The sequence below is a fragment of the Bradyrhizobium diversitatis genome (genome assembly GCF_016031635.1).
Taxonomy (GTDB): Bacteria; Pseudomonadota; Alphaproteobacteria; order Rhizobiales; family Xanthobacteraceae; genus Bradyrhizobium; species Bradyrhizobium diversitatis.
The window spans coordinates 52,851-75,058 of the sequence record NZ_JACEGD010000025.1 but is presented as its reverse complement, the minus strand read 5'-3'; the positions used below and the strand labels follow the sequence as shown (position 1 = coordinate 75,058).

Annotated in this window: 20 protein-coding genes; 10 read left to right on the top strand and 10 right to left on the bottom strand. The window is 65.4% G+C overall.

Features of this window, described 5'->3' with window-relative positions; translation table 11 throughout:
* Positions 1–52 precede the first annotated feature (52 nt).
* Positions 53–724: a DsbA family protein gene (locus tag H1B27_RS25995; RefSeq protein ID WP_061878513.1), complete on the bottom strand. Its 672-nt coding sequence runs from the start codon at positions 722–724 to the stop codon at positions 53–55.
* 127 nt (positions 725–851) lie between these two features.
* Entirely contained in the window at positions 852–1,343 is a 492-nt protein-coding gene (locus H1B27_RS25990) for a DUF721 domain-containing protein (protein ID WP_197968000.1), read from the bottom strand.
* Positions 1,344–1,506: 163 nt separating this feature from the next.
* Between H1B27_RS25990 and mutY the strand changes: the two genes are divergently transcribed.
* A complete protein-coding gene (gene mutY, locus H1B27_RS25985) occupies positions 1,507–2,628 on the top strand; it encodes an A/G-specific adenine glycosylase (RefSeq protein ID WP_197967999.1) in 1,122 nt (373 codons plus the stop codon).
* Between the two features lie 168 nt (positions 2,629–2,796).
* Entirely contained in the window at positions 2,797–3,219 is a 423-nt protein-coding gene (locus H1B27_RS25980) for a PaaI family thioesterase (RefSeq protein ID WP_197967998.1), read from the top strand.
* A gap of 200 nt (positions 3,220–3,419) precedes the next feature.
* Here the strand turns inward: H1B27_RS25980 and H1B27_RS25975 are convergent, their stop codons facing one another.
* The gene (locus tag H1B27_RS25975; protein ID WP_197967997.1) at positions 3,420–4,697 is read right to left on the bottom strand and encodes a flavin-dependent oxidoreductase; all 1,278 of its coding nucleotides are present in this window, start codon (positions 4,695–4,697) and stop codon (positions 3,420–3,422) included.
* A gap of 128 nt (positions 4,698–4,825) precedes the next feature.
* On the opposite strand from H1B27_RS25975, the gene H1B27_RS25970 reads away from it, so the two are divergent.
* Entirely contained in the window at positions 4,826–5,446 is a 621-nt protein-coding gene (locus tag H1B27_RS25970) for a glutathione S-transferase family protein (protein ID WP_197967996.1), read from the top strand.
* 108 nt (positions 5,447–5,554) lie between these two features.
* Here H1B27_RS25970 and H1B27_RS25965 read toward each other — a convergent pair whose 3' ends face one another.
* Entirely contained in the window at positions 5,555–6,475 is a 921-nt protein-coding gene (locus tag H1B27_RS25965; protein WP_061878508.1) for a LysR family transcriptional regulator, read from the bottom strand.
* A 91-nt stretch (positions 6,476–6,566) separates the two neighbouring features.
* Here H1B27_RS25965 and H1B27_RS25960 point away from each other — a divergent pair, with 91 nt between their 5' ends.
* The 4 genes from H1B27_RS25960 to H1B27_RS25945 all read left to right on the top strand — a co-directional run bounded on the left by H1B27_RS25960 (position 6,567) and on the right by H1B27_RS25945 (position 12,738).
* On the top strand, positions 6,567–7,010 hold the full coding sequence (locus tag H1B27_RS25960; RefSeq protein ID WP_197967995.1) for a nuclear transport factor 2 family protein: 444 nt from the start codon (positions 6,567–6,569) through the stop codon (positions 7,008–7,010).
* Positions 7,011–7,341: 331 nt separating this feature from the next.
* Positions 7,342–7,926, top strand: a complete 585-nt coding sequence (locus tag H1B27_RS25955; RefSeq protein WP_061878506.1) for a biliverdin-producing heme oxygenase — start codon at positions 7,342–7,344, stop codon at positions 7,924–7,926.
* A complete protein-coding gene (locus H1B27_RS25950; protein WP_061878505.1) occupies positions 7,923–10,469 on the top strand; it encodes an HWE histidine kinase domain-containing protein in 2,547 nt (848 codons plus the stop codon). The genes H1B27_RS25955 and H1B27_RS25950 overlap by 4 nt, the downstream gene beginning before the upstream one ends.
* A gap of 259 nt (positions 10,470–10,728) precedes the next feature.
* Positions 10,729–12,738: a HAMP domain-containing methyl-accepting chemotaxis protein gene (locus H1B27_RS25945; protein ID WP_197967994.1), complete on the top strand. Its 2,010-nt coding sequence runs from the start codon at positions 10,729–10,731 to the stop codon at positions 12,736–12,738.
* A gap of 139 nt (positions 12,739–12,877) precedes the next feature.
* Here the strand turns inward: H1B27_RS25945 and H1B27_RS25940 are convergent, their stop codons facing one another.
* The 3 genes from H1B27_RS25940 to H1B27_RS25930 form a co-directional block, all read right to left on the bottom strand.
* Entirely contained in the window at positions 12,878–13,558 is a 681-nt protein-coding gene (locus tag H1B27_RS25940; protein ID WP_061878503.1) for a glutathione S-transferase family protein, read from the bottom strand.
* A 126-nt stretch (positions 13,559–13,684) separates the two neighbouring features.
* A complete protein-coding gene (locus H1B27_RS25935) occupies positions 13,685–14,011 on the bottom strand; it encodes a hypothetical protein (RefSeq protein ID WP_061878502.1) in 327 nt (108 codons plus the stop codon).
* Positions 14,012–14,240: 229 nt separating this feature from the next.
* The gene (locus H1B27_RS25930; RefSeq protein WP_197967993.1) at positions 14,241–15,371 is read right to left on the bottom strand and encodes a site-specific DNA-methyltransferase; all 1,131 of its coding nucleotides are present in this window, start codon (positions 15,369–15,371) and stop codon (positions 14,241–14,243) included.
* A gap of 418 nt (positions 15,372–15,789) precedes the next feature.
* Between H1B27_RS25930 and ypfJ the strand changes: the two genes are divergently transcribed.
* Together ypfJ and moaB are read left to right on the top strand one after the other, a co-directional pair.
* Positions 15,790–16,731: a KPN_02809 family neutral zinc metallopeptidase gene (ypfJ, locus tag H1B27_RS25925; RefSeq protein WP_061878500.1), complete on the top strand. Its 942-nt coding sequence runs from the start codon at positions 15,790–15,792 to the stop codon at positions 16,729–16,731.
* Between the two features lie 216 nt (positions 16,732–16,947).
* On the top strand, positions 16,948–17,511 hold the full coding sequence (gene moaB / locus H1B27_RS25920) for a molybdenum cofactor biosynthesis protein B (protein ID WP_061878499.1): 564 nt from the start codon (positions 16,948–16,950) through the stop codon (positions 17,509–17,511).
* 253 nt (positions 17,512–17,764) lie between these two features.
* Here moaB and H1B27_RS25915 read toward each other — a convergent pair whose 3' ends face one another.
* Both H1B27_RS25915 and H1B27_RS25910 read right to left on the bottom strand, forming a co-directional pair.
* The gene (locus tag H1B27_RS25915; RefSeq protein WP_197967992.1) at positions 17,765–18,724 is read right to left on the bottom strand and encodes a bifunctional helix-turn-helix transcriptional regulator/GNAT family N-acetyltransferase; all 960 of its coding nucleotides are present in this window, start codon (positions 18,722–18,724) and stop codon (positions 17,765–17,767) included.
* A gap of 55 nt (positions 18,725–18,779) precedes the next feature.
* A complete protein-coding gene (locus H1B27_RS25910) occupies positions 18,780–19,355 on the bottom strand; it encodes a glycosyltransferase family protein (protein ID WP_061878497.1) in 576 nt (191 codons plus the stop codon).
* Positions 19,356–19,675: 320 nt separating this feature from the next.
* On the opposite strand from H1B27_RS25910, the gene H1B27_RS25905 reads away from it, so the two are divergent.
* A complete protein-coding gene (locus tag H1B27_RS25905) occupies positions 19,676–20,518 on the top strand; it encodes an RMD1 family protein (protein ID WP_197967991.1) in 843 nt (280 codons plus the stop codon).
* A 79-nt stretch (positions 20,519–20,597) separates the two neighbouring features.
* On the opposite strand, the gene H1B27_RS25900 is transcribed toward H1B27_RS25905, so the two are convergent.
* Positions 20,598–22,205, bottom strand: coding sequence for a PEP/pyruvate-binding domain-containing protein (locus tag H1B27_RS25900; protein WP_197967990.1), 1,608 nt, complete (start codon positions 22,203–22,205; stop codon positions 20,598–20,600).
* Positions 22,206–22,208 lie beyond the last annotated feature (3 nt).

The following is a 22,208-nucleotide window of genomic DNA, read 5'->3' as shown; positions in this document are numbered from 1 at the left end:
TGTCGGGAAGAATGCGGCTTGAGATGCGCGAATCAGGATTGTCGCGTGCGAATCAGCTCTTGAGCAGCGGATTGATCTTCTTGGCGAATTCCTCGAACGAGGCCTCGCCCTTGATCTTCTCGCCGTTGATGAAGAAGGTCGGCGTCGAATCGACCTTCAGCACGTCGCTGGCATATTTCTGGTCGGCAGCGATCTTGTCGAGCAGCGCCTGGTCCTTCAGGCAGGCCTCGACCTGCTGCTGGGTGAGGCCGGCCTGCTTGCCGATCCGCGTCAAGGTCTCCGTGGTGTTCTTCAACACCCAGTCGTTCTGCTGGCGGAACAGCATGTCGGTGACGGCGAAGTATTTCGGCGCATCGCCATTGGCGATGCAGCGCGACAGCATCGATCCGGCGGCGGCTTTGATGTCGAGCGGGAACTCGCGGAAGATGTAACGCACCTTGCCTGTGTCGATGTATTCCTTCTTGATCTTCGGGAACACCTGCTCGTTGAAGGCGGCGCAGTGCGGGCAGGTCATCGAGGCGTATTCGGTGATGGTGACGGCGGCATCGTTCGGCCCGAGCGCCATGTCGGGCAGGGACACGGGCTTGGCCACATCGGCGGCCGACTGCGCCATGGCTTCAGGGATCATGGCTTCCGAGACGAACCGCAGCGGCGGGAGCCCGGTGAGCGCGGCAAGCCCGGTCAGCGACAGCATCGTGGTGAAGGCGCGGCGGGTGATGATCAAGGTCGGCTCCCGGGATTGGCAAGGTTCGTCCGAGGTTCCCGCCCGGACGGCCTGTCGCTAGCTTGAAACGTCGATTGAGGCAATGGCGGGCCGCACGGAGGGGTCCAGTTTGGCCGCGGAATGAGGCTCAATTTCGCTTGATGGCGGCCCCCAGCCGGGCCAGCGCCGACTTGAGCTCGTCATCCTCAATGCCACCCAGGCCCTCCGCCACCTTGGCGACGCTCTTGGGGTCGGGTGGGCCGGGCCGCACCCGGCGCTGGGCGCGCGACAGAGGAGCCTGGCGGAAGGCGAGCTTGCCGACCGCGTTCCAGCCGAAGAAGCGGTTGACCCGCTCCAGGATGACATCGGCGGAGTGCTGGATCTCCAGCGCCATCGGTCCTTCGACCCGCAGCACCAGGGTCGCCGGCTCCTGCGGCTGGCCCTCCACCGGGCGTGGCCATTGCATCTTGAGCGGCTCGGCATGGGCCGCGATCTCCGGTCCCGCGATCTGCGCCCACCGCGTCACCAGTTCGCGCGCGGCAAAACCCTGCTTGGCATAGGCCTCGGCAAAGACGTCGTCGAGCAGGATGCCGAGCGGCTTGGCGCTGATGGGGCCGGGCTTGGGAGGGAATTTGGACATGGGCCATTATAGCACTTCCGAAAGGGAGCCACATACCCGTCGCGCCGTCATGGCCGGGCTTTGTCCCGGCCATCCACGATCCCGCGCGAAGAAAGACGTGGATGCCCGCGACGAGCGCGGGCATGACGTGGAGAGATCGCCGTGACCTCGTTAGAGTGTGGACATGAGCCCCAGATCTGCCCGCAAGGCCAGGCCGGAACCCGCGCCGTCGACACCATCATCGCGCCCAACGCTCCTGCTGTCTTGGTACGACCGCCACCGTCGCCGCCTGCCCTGGCGCGCGGCTCCTGGTGAGACATCGGACCCCTATCGCGTCTGGCTGTCGGAGATCATGCTCCAGCAGACCACGGTGAAGGCGGTCGGGCCTTACTTCGAGAAATTCGTCGCGCGCTGGCCGGATGTCACGGCGCTGGGCCGGGCCTCGCAGGACGACGTGCTGCGGATGTGGGCGGGGCTCGGCTATTACTCGCGCGCGCGAAACCTCCATGCTTGCGCGGTCGCAGTGACGCGCGAGCATGACGGCGTCTTTCCCGATACGGAGGAGGGCTTGCGCGCGCTGCCGGGGATCGGGCCCTACACGGCGGCGGCGATCGCCGCGATCGCGTTCGACCGTCGCACCATGCCGGTCGACGGCAATATCGAGCGGGTGGTGTCGCGCCTGTTCGCGGTCGAGGAGGAGCTGCCGCAGGCCAAGCCGCTGATCCAGCAACTGGCGGCGACGCTGCTGGCGGATTCTCGCGCCGGCGACGAGACGTCTCGCGCGGGGGACAGCGCGCAGGCGCTGATGGATCTCGGCGCCTCGATCTGCACGCCGAAGAAGCCGGCCTGTGCGCTGTGCCCGCTGAGCGAGGATTGCATCGCGCGTGCGCAGGGCACGCAGGAGACCTTTCCGCGCAAGGCGCCGAAGAAGAGCGGGACGCTGCGGCGGGGGGCGGCTTTCGTGGTCACGCGCGGCGACGAGCTGCTGGTCCGCTCGCGGCCCGAAAAGGGCCTGCTCGGCGGCATGACGGAAGTGCCGGGCTCGGACTGGCTCGCCGGCCAGGACGATACGGCGGCGAAGCAGCAGGCGCCGGAGCTGAAGGGGCTGTCGCGCTGGCAGCGCAAGGTGGGCGTCGTCACCCACGTCTTCACGCATTTTCCGCTGGAGCTGGTAGTCTACACCGCGAAGGTGGAAGCCCGCGCGCGCGCGCCCGAGGGCATGCGCTGGGTGCCGATCGCAGCCCTGGCCGGCGAAGCGCTGCCCAACGTCATGCGCAAGGTGATCGCGCATGGATTGGGTCTCTAAAGCATGATCCGGAAAAGTGTGCAGCGGTTTTCCGAAAAGATCATGCTTAAACAACAACCTAAAGCGCGATGACGATTCATCCTAATCGCATCGCGCTTTAGGACTCCATCCTGCTGACAACAGGCTGTCAGCAGCCTTGCGTTACCAGCGGGCAACAGGAGATCTCGCATGGTCAAGACCGCGCTCGACAACTTCCGAAGGCCACCCTGTGCCGAACTGCTGGGATGGCGTCTGCTCGATGCTCGCCCGCAGGAGGGCTGGATCAAGCTCGGTTTCGAAGGCAAGCCGGAGTTCTGCAACCCTGCGGGTTTCATCCAGGGCGGCATGCTCTCGGCCATGCTCGACGACACGATGGGCCCGGCGGTGCTGGTGATGAGCGAGGGCCGGCTCTACACCACCACCATCAGCATGACCGTGAATTTTTTGGCACCCGCAAAGCCCGGCTCGATCATCGGCGAGGCCAAGGTGACGCAACTCGGCAAGACGATTGCCTTCGTCGAAGCCAAGCTGATGGCGGAGGACGGCACGCTGCTGGCGACGGCCAGCGCGAGCGAGCGGCTGCTGGAGGCGGCGAGGGTGGTGGGGAAATAGTTTAGCGTTGCGCACCTTTCTTCTCCCCTTGTGGGAGAAGGTGGCGCCGGATGAGGGGGTTCTCTCCGCGAGTCTAAACTGCGAGTTGGACTCGCGGAGAGATACCCCTCACCCCGAGTGAGCCTGCGTCTTCCGGCATCGCTGCCCTCTCACGCAAGGGGCGAGGGCACATCAACGGGCATCTCGCCTCGTGCGAAAGCTCACGCACTCGCCCGCGCGTCCTTGCTCACGATCGGCGGCTTCGCATTCAGCGCGTCGACCTGAAAGCCCGCGACGCGCTTGTAGTTCGCGGCGATGCCTTCCAGCTCCTGCTGGGACAAGACGTCGGTGACGACCTCAAAGCCATCCGGCGCGCGCTCCTCGACGAGCTGCATCACCTGCTCAGGGCCGTTCTTGCGGTTGAGCAGGACGAGGTCGGTGGTCGCGGGCCTCCGCTCGGCTTCATAGGCGAGCAGCGCGGCGCTCGTCGGACCATGCGCGAGAATCTCGCGGGTGATGACGCGGGCGTCGAGGATCGCTTGCGAGGCGCCGTTCGAGCCGATCGGGTACATCGGATGCGCGGCATCGCCCATCAGCGTGACGCGGCCGAAGGTCCACTGCGACACCGGATCACGGTCGACCAGCGGATATTCATAGGCGTGCGGGCAATTCTTGATCAACCCGGGCACGTCGAGCCAGTCGAACGTCCAGCTTTCGAACCATGGCAAAAACTCTTCCAGCCGCGCGGTGCGGTTATAGTCCTCGCGCCGCCACTGATAGGTCGGGGGCATATGCCGCTCGGCGACCCAGTTGATCTGATAATTGCCCGCCGCATCCGGCGCCTTGCTGATCGGATAGCAGACGAATTTCAGGACCTCGTGTCCCGCCATGATCATGGTGCGGCCGCTGAGGAAAGCTTTTGCGGGCGTCACGCCGCGCCAGAGAATGCGGCCGTTCCAGATCGGCGGGCCTTCGCCCGGATAGAGCTTTTCGCGCACGGCGGAATGGATGCCGTCAGCGGCGATCAGAATCGCGCCGTCGTAGGTCCCGGCGGCTTTGCCGGTCGCCTTGTCGATGAATTCGGCGCGCACGCCGTCCGCCGTCTCGGTCCAGCCGGTCAGATGGTGGCTGGTGAGGATGTTCTCGCGGCCGAGCCGCTCGATCGCTGCGTCGAGCAGGAGCTGCTGTAGCGTGCCACGGTGGATCGAGAATTGCGGCCATTTGTACCCGGCCTCCAGTCCGCGGGGCTCGCTCCAGATCGGCTTGCCGTGCTTGGAGAAATAGGCGAGCTCGCGCGTCCGCACACCGCTGGCGTTCAGCTTGTCCATCAAGCCGAGCTCGATCAGCTCGCGCACCGCATGCGGCAGCACGTTGATGCCGACGCCGAGCGGCTTCAGTTCCGCAACGCTCTCGAACACTTTCACGGGAATGCCGATTCCGTGCAGGCTGAGCGCAAGCGTCAGCCCGCCGATGCCGCCGCCGGCGATGAGTACGGTCATGAGATCCCCCCTCCGATTGCAGGCGTCTTGGCACAGGCGGGCCGCGGTGGGCAACTGCGAAGAGGCTGCGGTGCTATGGACCTGGGGGTCGCCAGCCGTTAACGTCCGGTTTTCCCATGAGGTCCGACATGCTCAAGCTCTACTACGCCACCGGCACCTGCGCGCTCGCCACGTACATCACCCTGGAAGAAGCTGGCGCCGACTACGCGGCCGAACGGCTGAGCTTCAAGGACAACCAGCAGAACAGCCCGGACTATCTCGCGATCAACCCGAAGGGCCGGGTGCCGGCGCTGGTCACCGACCGCGGCGTCCTGACCGAGACGCCGGCGATGCTGGCCTACATCGCGCAGACCTTCCCCAAGGCGAAGCTCGCACCGCTCGACGACCCCTTCGATTTTGCCGAGGTGCAGTCGTTCAACTCCTATCTCTGCTCGACCGTGCACATCAACCACGCTCACAAGATGCGCGGCGCGCGCTGGGCGACGGAGGAGAGCTCGTTCGCCGACATGAAGGCAATGGTCCCGAAGACCATGGCGGCCTGCTTCAAGCTCATCGAGCAGAAGATGTTTCGGGGGCCCTGGGTCATGGGCGAGCAGTTCACGATCTGCGATCCCTATCTCTACACGCTCTCGACCTGGCTCGAAGGCGACAGCGTCGATATCAATGCGACGCCGAAAATCGCCGATCACTTCAAGCGCATGTCCGACCGCCCCGCGGTGAGCAAGGTGATGGCGGCGCAGAAGGCGTAAGGGCTCCTGTAGGGTGGGTTAGCCGCGCAGATGCGCAAAGCGCATTTGCGCGGCGTAACCCACCATGCATCGGCAATCGCAGACGAAGTTGGTGGATTACGCCTTCGGCTAATCCACCCTACGACCCCTCTCCAATTCCCGTCCCGTCTGAAGCATCAGCCGCCGCAGCCAGATCGAGCCGGGGTCCATCTGCGCGCGGGTCGGATGGAACATGAACTGTTCGTCGATCCCGGGGTCGAGCGGCGGCGTCACCGTGACGAGGCCGAGCTGCTTCGACAGCGCTGCGATCAGCCGGCGCGGCACGAAGGCGACGAGGTCGGTGCGGGCGGCGACGTGCAGCGCCTCGAGATAGCCTGACACCACCAGCGAGATATGCCGCTCGACGCCCTTGGCTCGCAGCCAAGGGTCGATCAGGTCTTCGGCACCGCCGCGGATGATCACGCCGACATGGCGCGCGGCCAGGAACGTCTCGCGCCGCTTCAGCTTTGCGCCTATCGGATGGCCGCGCCGCACCGCCAATGCGTCGCTGTCGGTATAGAGCAGCTGGCGGTGAAAACCCTTGAAGGCGTTTCCGATCGAGATCACGAGATCGATGGTGCGGGCGAATTCGGCATGGAATATCGCCGATCCCCGCCACGGCACGACGTCGATGCGGACGTTGGGCGCGGCCTGCGTCACCTTCTCCATGAAGCGCGGCATCAACAGCTCGACCGCGAGATCCGGCATCATCAGGCGGAATTGCCGCTCGCTGCGCGCGGCGTCGAAATCGTCGGGCACGAACAGCCCGCGCACCTGGTCCAGCGCCTGCGCCAGCGGGGCGCGCAGCGCCAGGGCCCGTGGCGTCAGCTCCATCCGCGCGCCGGTGCGTACCAGCAGCGGATCGCCAAAAATGTCGCGCAGGCGCTGCAGCGCATGGCTCGCCGCCGGCTGCGACAGCCCGAGCCGCAGCGCGGCGCGGCTGACATTGGCCTCGCGCAGCAGCGCATCGAGCGCGGTCAGCAGATTGAGGTCAAGCGAATTCAAATTCATAAGGTGAATATATATCATATTCACTATTGATTTGAAGAATGCTGATCGGCCGGTGATGATCTTCGCGATGTCACACCACGGAGATGCCGCCATGAGCGCTGCCGCCAACAAGAAACTGATGCAGGATATCTTTGCCGCCGCCGCGAATCCCGATCCGGCCGTGCGCGACCGCGCCTTGTTCACCGCCAGTCTTGCCGACGACGCCAAATGGATCGTGACCGGGCAATATTCCTGGTCCCGCACCTTTTCGGGCAAGGAGGCGATCCTCAACGATTTGCACGGCTATGTGCGCACGCGCCTGCGCGACCGGACGCGGACAATCGCTCACCGCTTCATCGCCGACGGGGACATCGTCGTCGTGGAAGCCAAGGGCGACAACGTCACGCCCGAAGGCGTGCGCTACGACAACGACTATTGCCTGGTGTTTCGCCTCGCGGACGGCAAGATCAAGGAGATCCGCGAGTACTGCGACTCGATCCTGACCGAGAGGGCGCTCGGTCCGTTTCCACAAACGGTCGCGAGAGCCGCGGGCTAGCGGTTTGAGCACCGTCTGGTCTGCCGGCTGGCGCCATTCGTTCCGGTCTGCGAGGGTCGTGTGGGTCTGGCGAAAGCTGGCGGAGATCATCCGGCTCCGGCGAGAGCGCACGCGGATACACGGCCAGCTCGCCGCGATGAGCGAGCGGGAACTTCTGGATTGCGGAATGACGCGGTCGGAGATTGCGTACGAGCTGAGAAAACCTGTCCGGCGGAAATAGAGCGGAGGCGCCTCTACTTCCTTCCGAGCCCGGCGGAACCTTCGGTTTCCGCCGGCGTTCCCCTCGCTCGGGAGCGATCGCGCCCCGGCAACCTGCATTTCCGGGAATTTCATGCTGGCTGGGGCTTCGCACGTCTCGACACAGGTGGGCTGCAGCTTCTCCGGACTCCGCGAACGACTGAGAGAAGCGACCTCGGCTGCGCACCGCGCGCTCGACACCCGGCTCTCCGCATTCGATCTCGGCGGCCTCGCCGGCTATGGCCGCTTTCTTCAGGCCAGCGCCGGAGCTCTTCTTCCGCTCGAAGCCGCGCTCGTCGAGGCGGGCGTGGAGCGCATGTTTGCGGACTGGCCCGAACGGTCGCGCAGCGCTGCGATTGCGGTTGATCTCGGACGCCTCGGCACGAGCGCGGCGTCGACAGTGTCGGTGCCGCGGCTGACGCGCAGCGGGGTGCTTGGCACGATGTATGTGCTGGAGGGCTCGCGGCTCGGCGCGAAGTTCCTGCTGAAGACAATCGCGGATGCGGGCGATCCGCGCATCAGTGAAGCCACCACCTATCTCCGCCATGGCGCGGGCGAGCGGCTCTGGCAGAGCTTTCTGGTGAAGCTCGCAAGCGAAGAACCGGGTGACGAGGACGAGATCATCGATTCCGCTCGCATTGCTTTCGACGCATTCGAGCGGGCGGCGGACCGGGCATGAACGAGGCGGTCAATCTCACCAATTGCGACCGCGAGCCGATTCACATTCCCGGCAGCGTGCAGCCGTTTGGCTTCCTGCTGGCCGTGTTGCCGGATTTCACGATCTGCATGGCATCGAACAACGTAGGGAGCTTCCTTGGGACGGATGTTGCCGACCTGCTCCAGCAGCCGCTGTCGAGCGTCGTCTCTGCGACGGCGGTCGAAACGATCCGCGGACGCGTTGATCATCTCGGTGGTCCGGACGCGACCGAACGCCTGTTCGGCGTGGAGCTGCAGCCAGGCAGGCCGCCCTTCGATCTCTCGATTCATCTTTCCGGCGTTTATCTGATCATCGAGGCGGAGCCGAGCGCGCACGAGCCCGGCTTCAATTCGGGCGAACTCGTGCGCTTGATGCTCGAGAGGATCCGCAAGACGCGCGGCATGGCCGATCTGGCGCGGGAGGCGGCGCGCCAGCTCAAGGTGCTGACCGGATTCGACCGGGTCATGGTCTATCAGTTTCATCCGGACGGATCAGGCGAAGTGATCGCCGAGACCGCTGAGGCGGAGCTCGAATCCTTCCTCGGTCTGCGTTATCCCGCGTCGGACATTCCGAGGCAGGCGCGGGCCCTTTACCAGCGCAATTGGCTGCGCATCATCGCCGACGTCAATGCCGGGCCGGCCGCGCTGGTGTCGACAGCTACGCACAACGCAGGGCTGCTCGATCTGTCGATGAGCGTGCTGCGCTCGGTCTCGCCGATTCACATCGAATATCTGCGCAACATGGGCGTTGCCGCCTCCATGTCGGTGTCGATCCTGCGCGACGGCAAGCTGTGGGGGCTGTTTGCCTGCCATCATTATTCGCCGCGCTACATCTCGTTCGACAAGCGCACCGCCTCCGAGCTATTCGGGCAGATGTTCTCCTGGATCGTCGAGGGGCGCGAGCGCGAGGGCGACGTCGCCTACGAGGCCCGCGCTCATCAAGTCCAGGAGCGGCTGATCGAGATCGCGGCCTCGCACGAGCACAGCCGCCGCGCCATCGTCGACTTCCTCGGCGACTACCGCAAGATGATCGAATGCGACGGCGTCGCGGTGTGGTCCGACAACAGCATCGTGCTGCAGGGCGATACGCCGACCGAGGACGAGGTCAAGGACCTCGTCGCCTTCATCAACCGGACCTCGCCGGGACGAATCTTCGCGAGCGCAGAGATCGCCAAGGTCTATGCCGCCGGCGAGGCGTTCCGCGACCGCGCCGCGGGCTTTCTGGCCATCCCGATCTCGCGCACCCCGCGCGACTGCCTGATCTTCTTCCGCCGCGAGCTGACGCGCTCGGTGAACTGGGCCGGTGCTCCCAACAAGGTCTACGACGAGGGGCCGAACGGGCCTCGGCTGACCCCGCGCAAGAGCTTCGAGCTCTGGCAGGAGACGGTGGCGGGCCAGTCGAAGCCGTGGTCGGCGGCCGACTTCCGCATCGCCGAGAGCCTGCGAGTCACGCTGCTGGAGGTGATCCTGCAATTGTCCGACCTCGCCGCGCGCGAGCGCCGTGGGGCGCAGGAGCGGCAGGAGCTGATGATCGCCGAGCTCAATCACCGCGTCCGCAACATCCTGAGCTTGGTGCGTGCGCTGGTGGCGCAGAGCAAGGACACCGCGACGAGCGTGGAGGAGTTTGCCAGCGTGCTCGGCGGCCGAATCCAGGCGCTGGCCCGCGCCCATGACCAGATCACCAATCTGAACTGGGCGCCGGTGGCGCTGCGGACCCTCGTCGAATCCGAGGCCGGCGCCTATCTCGGCGCGCGCGCGGAACGGGTGAAGATCGGCGGTCCGGACGTCGCGCTCGATCCAAAGGCGTTCGCGACGCTGGCGCTCGTGGTCCATGAGATGATGACCAATTCCGCCAAATACGGCGCACTTGCCGATTCCACCGGCAGTGTCGAGGTGGTCTGGCGTCTTGACCCATCCTCCAGCCTCGTCATCGAATGGAAGGAGAGCGGCGGCCCGCCCGTGCAGCCGCCGTCGCGGCGCGGCTTCGGGACCACGATCATCGAGCGGTCGGTGCCCTTCGATCTCAAGGGCGATGCCGAGATCCGCTTCGATCTTCTGGGGGTGCAGGCGAGGTTCGTCATTCCCGCCAATTTCGTCGAACTTGTGCCGTCAATAGCAGGAGCCGCCATGCGGATCGAGGAGCAGCAGGCCAACCGTCCCCGGATCTCGGAGACCGCGCTGATCGTGGAAGACAATCTGATCATCGCCATGGCGGCGGAGGTCATCCTGCTCGATCTCGGCGCCCGCCACGTCGACACCGCCGCGACCGTCGATCAGGCGCTGCGGTCGATCGAACGCACCCGGCCGAGCTTTGCCCTGCTCGATCTCAATCTCGGCAGCGAGAGCAGCATCAAGGTGGCTCAGAAGCTCAAGGAGATCGGGGTGCCCTTCATCTTCGCGACCGGCTATGGCGAGCGCGCGCCGCTCCCGGAGCAACTGGCATCGTCGCCGGTGGTTCAGAAGCCCTACACGCTGGAAGTGGTCGAGCATGCACTCGAAAAATTGCAGAAGGCCGGCGCCTCGTGAGCGTTCGCATGCCGCGCTCTGCATGACGCTGCGCGTCGCCGCGCGATCTTTGCATGGCTGCCGACAAAAGCAGCAGGGTGGGTGCCGGCCAATCTCAATCGCGCGAAAAATTTGAAGGTTCAATTAACGAGTGTCCTCCATTGTGTCGCGGTGCAGCGTGGGTCGCGAGAATGCGACGCGCGGCTGCCGGGGTGGCCGGTGACGATCGCCGGCGTTGTTCGGCCGCCCGAAGTGGAATGCATCTGGGTGGACAGTGGGAATGCCGAAATTTCGTTTGCGGATCAGGGGACGCCTGTACGCAGGCTTCATGGCCTTGGTGGCGGTCGGTCTCGTGATGGCAGTGGTTGCCGTCTGGAATTTGCAGGACGTGCAGGATCAGGTTGCAAGACAATCCGCGCTCTCGGACAGCACGGCGCGGGTGCTGGAAATCTCGACCAACCTTCAGGCGATCCAGCGGGCCAATCTTCGCTACGTCTACGACGCCAACGAATCCGCGATGAAGGAAGCGGCGGAGCGGGAAACCGCGGCGACCGAGCTGCTGCGGGTCGGCGCGAAGGGGACGATCTCGGAGGAGCGGCGAGCGCTCTATAACGGCCTCATCGACGACATCGCCAAAATGCGACGCCTGCGTGACAATCTCGGCGACGCCGTCAACGAGGCAAGAACGGGCAAGGCGACGCTGCTGCCGAGCGGGGAGGATCTGGCCGTCAAGACGGGCAAGCTCGTCGACGTGGCGCGCGCCGCCGTCGACGAAGATACGGCGGCCCTCGTCGCCGATCTCGAATCGCGAATCCTGCTCGTGAGGATCGCAAACTGGCGTTTTCTCGCACTTCGCGATACCCAGGGCCCTGCGACCTTCAGGGCGAGCGTCGACAGGGCCGCGCAACGGCTCGCGGCACTCGAAAAGAGCCCGCAGGCGACGGAGTTGCGAGCCACGCTGGCGCCGGTGAAGACCTCGCTCGGAATCTACAAGTCGGCGTTCGAGGCGACCTCCGCAGCGATGCTTCAGGCGGACGAGATCTACCATAAGAACCTCGCGCCCCTCATCGTCGACAGCATCGCCAAGCTCAAGGTGGCGGAAACGACGCTGAAGCAGGACTACCAGCAATCGCGGACCACCGCTGAATCCGTGATCGCCGGAACGACGACCGTTCAGGAGATCGCCGGCGGCCTCGCTATCCTGTTCGGCGGCATCGTCGCCTTCCTGATCGCCCGCAGCATCGTCGGTCCCTTGACCTCGATGACAGGCGCGATGGGGCGGCTTGCCGGCGGCAATCTTGAGGTCGAGATTCCCGGCCGCGGCAGGGCCGACGAGATCGGCGACATGGCCAAGGCGATCCAGGTGTTCAAGGACAACATGATCGAGACCGAGCGCATGCGCTCCGAGCAGGCCGAGCTCGAGGCGCGGCAGGCCGAGAACCGCAAGAGAGACATGGCCCGGCTGGCCGACCAGTTCGAACAGGCGGTGGGCGAGATCGTCAACACGGTGTCATCGGCGTCGAACGAGCTGGAAGCCTCCGCGGGTACCTTGACCACGACCGCCGCGCGCGCCCAGGACCTGTCGACCGAGGTCGCCAGCGCCTCGCAGGAGGCCTCGGCCAATGTGCAGGCGGTCGCTTCGGCGACCGAGGAGCTCTCGTCCTCGGTGTCCGAGATCGCGCGCCAGGTGCAGGAATCCGCCCGCATCGCCACCGAGGCCGTCGGTCAGGCAAGCCGGACCAACGAGCGCGTCGGCGCGCTCTCGAAGGCCGCCGCGCGGATCGGTGACGTCGTCGAGCTGATCAGCACGATCGCCGGCCAGACCAACCTGCTGGCGCTGAACGCCACCATCGAGGCGGCGCGCGCGGGCGACGCCGGCCGCGGCTTTGCGGTGGTCGCCTCCGAGGTCAAGGCGCTCGCCGAGCAGACGTCGAAGGCCACCGGCGAGATCGCCCAGCAGATCTCCGGCATCCAGGCGGCGACGGAGGAGTCGGTCGGCTCGATCAGGGAGATCAGCGGCACCATCGAGCGCCTGTCGGAGATTTCGTCGACGGTGGCCGCCGCCGTGGAGCAGCAGGGCGCGGCGACGCAGGAGATCTCCCGCAACGTCCAGCAGGCGGCCCAGGGCACCCAGCTGGTGTCGTCCAACATCGGCGACGTGCAGCGCGGCGCCTCCGAGACCGGATCGGCGTCCTCGCAGGTGCTTTCGGCGGCGCGCTCACTCTCGGCCGACAGCAACCGGCTGAAGGAGGAGGTGGCGAAGTTCCTGGGCTCGGTCCACGCAGCCTAACTGAAAGCGGACGTATCCTGCTGCATCGTCATTCCGGGGCGATGCGAAGCATCGACCCCGGAATCTCGAGATTCTAAGGTGCGCAACTGCGCACCACAGTTCGCCGCCCTGCGGCGCCCCGGAATGACTGCTACAGCGATCAGGCCACCTTGGTCGCCATGTGCTTGAACATGTTGCTGCGCGCCTCGTCGTCCATCTCGGCCTTGAAGGTGAACTTGTCCTTCAGGGCGATGGCGCGCGCCGCCGCGGGCCGCGCCGAGATCTCGTCGACGAGCCGCTTCACGTTCGGGTATCGCGCAAAGGCGTCGTCGCCGAGCTTGAACGGCACCATCCGCGCCCAGCCCCACAGTGCCATGTCGACGATCGAATAGCTGTCGCCAACCATGTAGCGGCGGCCTTGGAGGTGACCGTCGAGAATCCTGTAGTGGCGATCGGTCTCGTATTGGTAGCGATTATGGGCGTAGTCGTGGTTCTGGTCCTTCGGCGCGAAATGCTTGAAGTGGACGGCCTGACCCGAATACGGCCCGACGCCCGACGCCACGAACATCAGCCAGGACAGCAATTCGGCGCGGTTCGAGGGCAGGAATTTGCCGGTCTTCTCGGCGAGATAGAGCAGGATGGCGTTCGAGTCGAACACGATGGTGCCGTTGTCGTCGATGGCCGGCACCTTGCCGTTCGGATTGATCTTCAGAAATTCGGGCGCGAACTGCTCGCCCTTGCGGGTGTCGATCTTGACCGGCTCGAAGGCCAGTCCGGACTCCTCCAGAAACAGCGCAACCTTGGTCGGGTTCGGCGATCCGTTGAAATAGAATTTGAGCATCGAGCATCTCCTCGGTGTCTGTTGCGCGCGCGGACGCGGCGTGGTTAGGCGGACCTTGTCTTGCCTGAATCCGTTGCGGGAGAGCAACCGCCGAGTTTGCCGGGCGGTGTCTGCGCGGTGCGCAGGTCAAGCGGCGTAACAAAGGCCGATTGTCGCCGTAATGACCATGGCCGCGCCCACGGCCTCCAGCCGCAGCCCGAGCCGCGCGGCCAGATGCATGTCGGAAGCCCGCGCCGCGCGCTCCGGCCCGCGTGCGTAGCCGTGGACGATGACGTCGTGGTTGAAATTGTCGTGCGCCTCGTTGGAGCTGGCGAGCCCGACGCAAATCACGAGCATGCCGAACAGCGCGAGCCCGAAAAATCCCAACAGCGCGATCAGGAACATCGGAAACATGCCGGCCAGGAAGATCGGCAGCAGCGGCACCAGCAGCAATGTCTCGGAGTGTCGTCGCATGGAGCCCAACCGGTCAGGACGGGGCTGATTGGGCAAATCTAGTCCCGGCTGACGCGGCTTTCAATTCACGCCCCTGTCATTCCGGGGCGCGCCTCTTGGCGCGAGCCCGGAATCCATTGGGCGGCATGGGACGTGGCTCGATGGATTCCGGGTTCTCGCGGAGCCTGTCATCGGGCCGCGCTGCGCGCGTACCCGGTGGCGAGTCCCGGAATGACGATCGAGCGGCGACCTACTCCGCCGCCATGCCGGCGCGGATCTCGGCGCGGAGCTCGTCGATCAGCTTGAGACCCTTCTTGGTCTCGACGTGCCAGAAGGTCCAGCCGTTGCAGGCCTGCGCGCCTTGCGCCACGGCGCCGATGCGGTGGATCGAGCCGACCTTGTCGCCCAGCATGATGGCGCCGTCGGCACGGACCAGCGCGCCCAGCTTCTTCTTGGCGTCGAACAGTTTCGTGCCGGGCATGATCATGCCGCGCTCGATCAGCTCGGCGAACGCCACCCGCGGCGCTTCGCGCGCGGTCATGAACGGGGCGAGGCTGTCCTCCGGCAGCGGCTGGACAGCGGCGATGCGGGCCTCGGCCGCCTTGGCGTAGAGCTTGTCGCGCTCGAAGCCGATATAGGAACGGCCGAGGCGCTTGGCGACCGCGCCGGTGGTGCCGGTGCCGTTGAAGGGATCGATCACGAGATCGCCGGGCTTGGATGACGACAGCAGCACGCGCGCGAGCAGGCCTTCCGGCTTCTGCGTCGGATGCACCTTCTTGCCGTCGGTGCCCTTGAGGCGCTCCTCGCCGGTGCAGAGCGGGATCAGCCAGTCGGAGCGTGCCTGCACGTCCTCGTTGGCGGCCTTCAGCGCCTCGTAGTTGAACGTGTAGCCCTTGGCTTTTTCGTCACGCGCGGCCCAGATCATCGTTTCGTGCGCGTTGGTGAAGCGGCGGCCGCGGAAATTCGGCATCGGATTGGTCTTGCGCCAGACGATGTCGTTCAGGAGCCAGAAGCCGAGGTCCTGCATGATCGCGCCGACGCGGAAGATGTTGTGATAGGAGCCGATCACCCAGATCGTCGCCGATGGCTTCATCGCGCGGCGGGCGGCAAGCAGCCAGGCGCGGGTGAAATCGTCATAGGCGGCGAACGAATCGAACTTGTCCCAGTCGTCGTTGACGGCATCGACATGGGATTCGTCGGGGCGCTTGAGATCGCCCTTGAGCTGGAGATTGTAGGGCGGGTCGGCGAACACCAGGTCGACCGAACCAGCCTGAAGCTTCGACATCTCGGCGACGCAATCGCCGAGAATGATGCGATGCGAAGGAGACTCGAAATTTGTGCGGGGCGCCCTTGCAGACGCCCCGCGACGCGACTCTACCATGACTCAAGAACTCTGACTCAGGCGACGCTGTCGGCGACGCGGGACCAAACAACCGACTGGCCGTTACATTGAAGGGGCAAAGTAAAAAACGACTTAACCCGCCGCTTTCGTGAGCAGCCCTCGCCTTGCCGGTTGTGCGAACGTTGTTGTACGCATTCGCCGTGTTTTACAGTGTATTTCGCGTTTGTTCGGCTCGCTGCAGCAATCATGGCCGCAAGAAGGCCGCAAATTTCTCTCGGAAAAAATTGCTCGACCCCCGGAAAAAATTGCTGGCATCGACATGCTGTCGCACTAGGCAATTTTTGCCGGCCACGATATTGATAAAGACAACGGAAATTTTACCTGTGTGGCGCGTTGAGCTTCTCGCATACTCGTGCACCGTCGAAACTGAATCAGGGACCCCCGAGGGAAAGCCGCCATGCGTTACGATGACTTCCGCCGCAGCGACGACATCGAGGATCGTCGCGACGAAGGTGGTGGCTTTGGCGGCGGCGGAGGAGGCGGGTTCGGCCTGCCGATCGGCGGCGGCGGGCTCGGCATCGGTACCATCATTATCCTCGGCCTGGTCGGCTACGCCTTTGGCATCGATCCACGCATCCTGATCGGCGGCGCCGAGATCCTGACCGGCGGCGGCCATGCGCCGACCTACCAGACCGATCGCCAGGCGTCCTCGGGCAAGCGCGGCGCGCCGACCGACGAGATGGGCAGCATGATCTCCGGCATCCTCGGCGAGATCGATGATCGCTGGAGCGAGATCTTCCAGGCCAGCGGCCAGTCCTACACCGGTCCGAAGATCGTGCTGTTCCGCAACGCCACCAATGGCGGCCGCTGCGGCATGGCGCAGTCGGCGATGGGGCCGTTCTATTGTCCGCCCGACCGGACCATCTTCCTCGACACCGCCTTCTTCCGCGAAGTCGAGACACGCTTTCGCGGCTGCTCCGGCAAGTCGGCGTGCAATTTCACGACGGCCTACATCATCGCGCATGAAGCCGGCCATCACATCCAGAACCTGCTCGGCATCATTCCGCGCGTGACGCGGCTGCAGCAGCAGGTCGGCTCGAAGGCCGAGGCGAATGCGCTCCAGGTGAAGGTGGAATTGCAGGCCGACTGCCTGTCCGGCGTCTGGGTCAACCGCGAGGCGAAGAAGCGTCCGAACTTCCTGGAGCCCGGCGACATCGAGGCTGCGCTGACCACGGCGAGCGCGATCGGCGACGATACGCTGCAGCGCCAGTCGACCGGCCGCGTCGTGCCTGACTCCTTCACCCACGGCTCGGCGGCGCAACGCAAGCAATGGTTCATGACCGGCTACCAGCAGGGCACGGTCCAGGCCTGCAACACGTTCGGCGCGGGAGCGTTGTAGCCTTTCGCTCCGGGACGTGCGTAACGTGAACTATGATGCGCAAAGCGCGTCCAGGAATCCGGGAGTAGTGGCGTCATCCTGAGGTGTGCGCCCTTGCGCGCCTCGAAGGATGGCGGAGCCCCTGGCCCATCCTTCGAGGCTCGCCCCGCGGTGCGCTTGCACCGCAGAGCGAGCACCTCAGGATGACGGCGATAGCTGGGAAGCAGGAGTGAAGTCGTGGCCCCGATTGACGAAGCAAAGCCGTTCATCCCGCTCAACATCGCGGTGCTCACCGTGTCCGACACGCGCGCGCTTGCGGACGACAAGTCCGGCCAGACCCTGGTCGATCGTCTCACCTCTGCGGGTCATCATCTCGCCGCGCGCGAGATCGTCACCGACGATGTCGAGGCGATCCGCGCCGTGATCCGCCGCTGGATTGCAGATGGCGGCGTCGACGTCGTCATCACCACCGGCGGCACCGGCTTTACCGGACGCGACGTCACGCCGGAGGCGATCGAGCCGCTGTTCGAGAAGCGCATGGACGGTTTCTCGATCGCGTTCCACATGCTGAGCCATGCCAAGATCGGCGCATCGACCATCCAGAGCCGCGCCACCGCGGGCGTTGCGGGTGCGACCTACATCTTCTGTCTTCCTGGCTCGCCGGGGGCCTGCCGCGATGGCTGGGACGGCATCCTCGCAGCCCAGCTCGACTACCGCACGCGCCCCTGCAATTTCGTCGAGATCATGCCACGGCTGGACGAGCACCTGCGCCGGCCGAAGGCGCAAGGCGCGACGGTGTAGGCGCGTTGTTGCGGATGATGTCTAGCTGATCGAGGCTCGCACTTCTTCGCACGCACTTCCTCCCTTCTCCCCTGTGGGAGAAGGTGGCGCGAAGCGCCGGATGAGGGGTGCTATCCACATGCACTGACGCTCGCGGAGGCATACCCCTCACCCAAGCGAATCTGTGTCAGCCAGCGGAGACGCCCTCTCCCACAAGGGGAGAGGGCACATCAATGCGCATCTCGCCACGATGCGCATTTCGCCGGCAGCAAGCTCATAGATCCCGTTCCCAGGTCTCCCCAACAAGATCCTGCCCGAAGCTGCGATGCGGCTCGGTGGCGACGAGCCTGAAACCCGCACTTTGATAGATGCCGCGCGCGGCCACCAGGATGCTCTGCGTCCACAGCGTCATCTTGCTGTAGCCGCGCTCGCGTGCGCCCTGGATGCACTGCTCGACCAGCGCGCGGCCGACACCGAGGCCCCGTGCCTTCTTCTCCACCTGCAACAGGCGGAGTTTTGCGATCTCGTCCGTGGCCTTGACCAGGAACACCGAGCCGACCGGCTCGCCGCTGACCTCTGCGATCCAGCAGTGCTCGCGCGCGGCGTCGTAGTTCCTGATGAACTGCGCGCAGATCTCGGCGACCAGCGCCTCGTAGCTGATGTCCCAATCGTAGTCCGCGGCATAGGCGGCAGCCTGCCGGGAGACGACCCAGCCCATGTCGCCGACGCGATGGCTGCGCAGCATGACAGCCGCGGGCTGGGTTCGGCGTTGCTCCAGCACGGCCTCGATGGTTGCCATCGCCTGTGTCAGCCGCGATGCATCGCTGGCCGAAAGTCGGGCCAGCATTGCGGCAACCTCGTTTTGCGAGCTCAGGTTCAGCTTGGCGAAAGCCTGGCGGCCCTTGGCGGTGAGGCTGAGCTGGTATTGCCTGCGATCTGCGGGCAGGGGCCTTCGCGTGATCAACCCCTTTTCGTCGAAGCTCTGGATGATGCGGCTGAGATAGCCGGGGTCGAGACCAAGCTCGTTTCCGATCTCCTTCGCCGCCAGCTCGTCGCGATGCGCGAGTTCATACAGCACACGGGCCTCGCTGAGCGAAAACGGGCTCTTGCCAAGGTGCTGGTCGAGTACGCCAAGCCTGCGGGTATAGAAGCGGTTGAAGGCGCGGACTGCTGCGATCTGGTCGTCGGCGACGCATTCGGCAGCTGGGCTTGATGGCGATAATTGGGACGGCATGGGATCACCTCGATATTTGCCATTGTCAATCGATTATTTGACGTTGGCAAGTATCTCAGCCGACCATGACGATCCGGCTGCGCAGCATGGTCCGGGACGACCGGCCGAGCCGCCGGAGCAGCCGCGCCTCGGAATGGCGGGCCTGGGGCGGGTAGCCGCCGATCCGGTCGTAATGATCACGCGCGATCAACAGGCCCTGATCGCCGAGCGGACCGCCGAGCTTGCGCGCCACGGTCCAGACGATGTCGCGGAAGGTGGTATCGGCGTAAGGCGAACGTGCATAGCGGAACACGGCCGCACGATCCCGGCCGCTACTGGCGACCGCCTGGATGAACTGGGTGGTTTCCTCGATCCAGCCGGTTTCCAGCACGGCGCCCGCGGGCAGGAACATCAGCCAGGGCGATCGGGCCTGGAGCGCGCCGGCGGCGAGCGCGGCGCCTTGCGAGTGTCCCTCGAACGTGATGAAGCGGCAGCCTGCGACGTCGGCAACGCGCTCGATGACGCCATTGCGCGTGCGGTCGACCAGAAGGACCTCCCGGATGACGCCCGCGGCGGCGCCGGGGACCAGCGCGGCCAGGGTTGCGACCGCCGTCTGCTCGACACCTTCGGTCGGAATGATGACGCTCAGCATGATTGAGGCTTCAGTGTCTGCACTTCGGGAGAAGCGTAGTTTTATATGATGTTGTCATAAACCCGTAGCGTTGCCGAGTGCAACTTTCCGGCGGCGCTTCGGCATGCGATGGTAAACCGCAGCCAGTCGTCGCAACCAAAAGTGTCACGTGCGGGCTGGAAATATTGCCGAATGTTTCGGCACAAGCTCATCCCGGCCGTATTAACTCGAAGCTTCTTGGACATTTCGCTGCGCACGGGCAGTCGGTCCCTCAGACGAGGATGCAGCTTGCAACATAGGTCAACGAAGATGTGTGATCTTGGTCCCGGGAGAGGCCTCACATGAGCGCCGATCAACTCGCCGTCGGCGCGGCGCCAGCGTCGCCGAAGCAGGGGACTGCGCCGACCTTGCGGATCCGGGCGCTGATGCTGGGCGACCGCATCAATGCGTCAGGGCTGGAGATCGGAACCCTGGTGTCCTCGACGCCGGCCGCCTTCCGCGTCCATGCCGGCCTTGCCGTGATCTTTCGCTACGGCGTCGTCGTGCTGATCGGGCTGCTTCCGTCCGAGGAGAAGGTCCTCATCGACAACCTGAAGTCGCGTGTGACCGGAGAGCTCAGCCCGTACGAGGAGGAGATCGCGCAGGCGCAGCTCTGCCACGACGAGGCTGCCGAGGCGATCCAGCCGGGCGGGCCGATCTGCCTTGCCAAATTCTCCGACGACCGGCTGTTGCTGGTTGCCGATGCGCTCGCCAAGAGCACGTCGCTGGCGCGCGACGAGCGGCGCGTCGCCGCGGTCTTCGACGTGATCGAGCCGTTTGCACGCGAGCTCGCCGAACACGGCCGCACGCCGCAACGGCGCAAGGGCATCCTGCAATTGATCGGCAATGCGCTGCTGGTGCAGCAGCGCGTCGCCGGCCGCGTCGCCATCGCCGAGAAGCCCGACGTGCTCTGGGAGAAGCCCGAGCTCGATCGTCTCTATTCGCGCCTGGAGGACGAGTACGAGCTGAAGGAGCGCCTCGACACGCTCGAGCGCAAGCTTGCCGCGGTGTCGGAGACCGCCAACGCGCTCACCGACATCATCGACACCCAGCGCTCGCTCCGCCTCGAGATCGCCGTCGTGGTGCTGATCCTGATCGAGGTCGCAATGGGGACTTTTCAGCTCCTGACCGGCGGCGGTCACTAAAGCATGATCTGGAAAAGTGCGAAGCGATTTTCCGGAAAACCTAAAGCGCGACGGCGATTCATCCGAATCTCATCGCGCTTCAAGGCGCGGCGGCGCGCCGACCATGTTGACCGGATTGCGCCTGCCACGTGGCGATCTCGGCAAGCTCGGCTTCGGGCCGTGTCCGGATCGTCTCGCAGCGTCCGAGATAGAGCTCTCCGGCATCGCCCTCGATCGTCATCCACTCGCCTTCGGCAAAGCTGACTTGGCCGAGCTTGGCTCGCTTCGCGACGGCATCGATCTTCAGCTCACGGCAGCCGACCACGCAAGGCTTGCCCATTTGCCGCGCCACCAGGGCCGCATGCGAGGTGCGGGCGCCGACCGATGTGACGATGCCGGCGGCGAGCGCGAAGCCTGCGATGTCGGCGGTGCTGGTATCGGGACGCAGCAGGATGACCGGCTCGCCCGCCGCCGAGAGGCGCTGGGCGCTTTCGGACGAGAATGCCGCCCGTCCGATCCCGATGCCGCCGGAGGCGCCGATGCCGGTCGTCGCGGGCTTGCCGGTGGACACCAGCCTGGTCTCGGTGAGCGAGGCGAGATCAATCTCCGCAATCCGCTCCAAGGCCTCGTCCTGCGAGATCAGGCCTTCATGCACGAGATCGATCGCAATCCTGGCGGCGGCCCGCGGCGTGCGCTTGGCGGTGCGGGTCTGGAGGATCCAGAGCCTGCCGTTCTCGACCGCGAACTCGACGTCCTGGACGTCGGCGAACGCGTGCTCGAGTCGCCTCAGGATATCGCCGAGTTCCGATTCGAGTTTCGGCAGCTCGCGGGCGATCGCCTCGGCCGTATCAGGTGTGCGTCTTCCGGAAACCACGTCTTCGCCCTGCGCATCGAGCACGAGGTCGATCATCGGACGCCGCGCGCCCGTGGACGGATCGCGCGAGAATGCCACGCCCGCGCCGGAGGCAAGACCGCCATTGCCGAAGACCATCGCCTGCACCGTCACGGCGGTACCCTCGAGCGCTTCGAGGTGCTGGAGGCTTCGATAGGTCAGCGCACGTTCGCTCATCCAGGAGCGATAAACCGCCTGAGCCGCCGCCTCCAGTTGCGCGAAGGCGTCCTCCAGCGGGGCATCGGCGCGATCCTCGACCAGCGCCTGCTCGCGGCTGGCGAGCCGCTCGAGCGCTTCGCTGTCGAGCTCACGGTCGCTGCCGGCGTCTTCGGCTGCGACGAGTTCCGAGATGCAGGCGGCAAAGGCGGCCGGGTCGAGCTCGAGCACGGTCTCGCCAAAGCTCTCCAGGAAACGGCGGCGGCAATCCCAGGCGAGCCGCAGCCGGCCGGTCGCGCGGATCAGGCCGTGCACGGCATCGACCGTGCAGCCGACATTGAGAACGGTGTCGAGCATGCCCGGCATCGATCGCGCCGCCCCCGAGCGCACCGACACCAGGAGCGGCTGCCGGCGGTCCCCGAAGCGCTTTCCGGTGGCGCCCTCCAGGAACGAGATTCCCTCCTTCAAGCCATCGCGCAGGTATCGCGTGGCCTGCGCATGGCCGGCAATGATGTCGGCGCAGAGCTTGACCGGGAGCACGAAGGCAGGCGGCACCGGCAGGCCCAGCGCCGCCATGCGCGCGAGATTGGCGGCTTTGGCGCCGATTTCCTCGGCAGGGCGCAATTCGGCGGCTTCAGCGCCGATACGGACGATATGCATGGG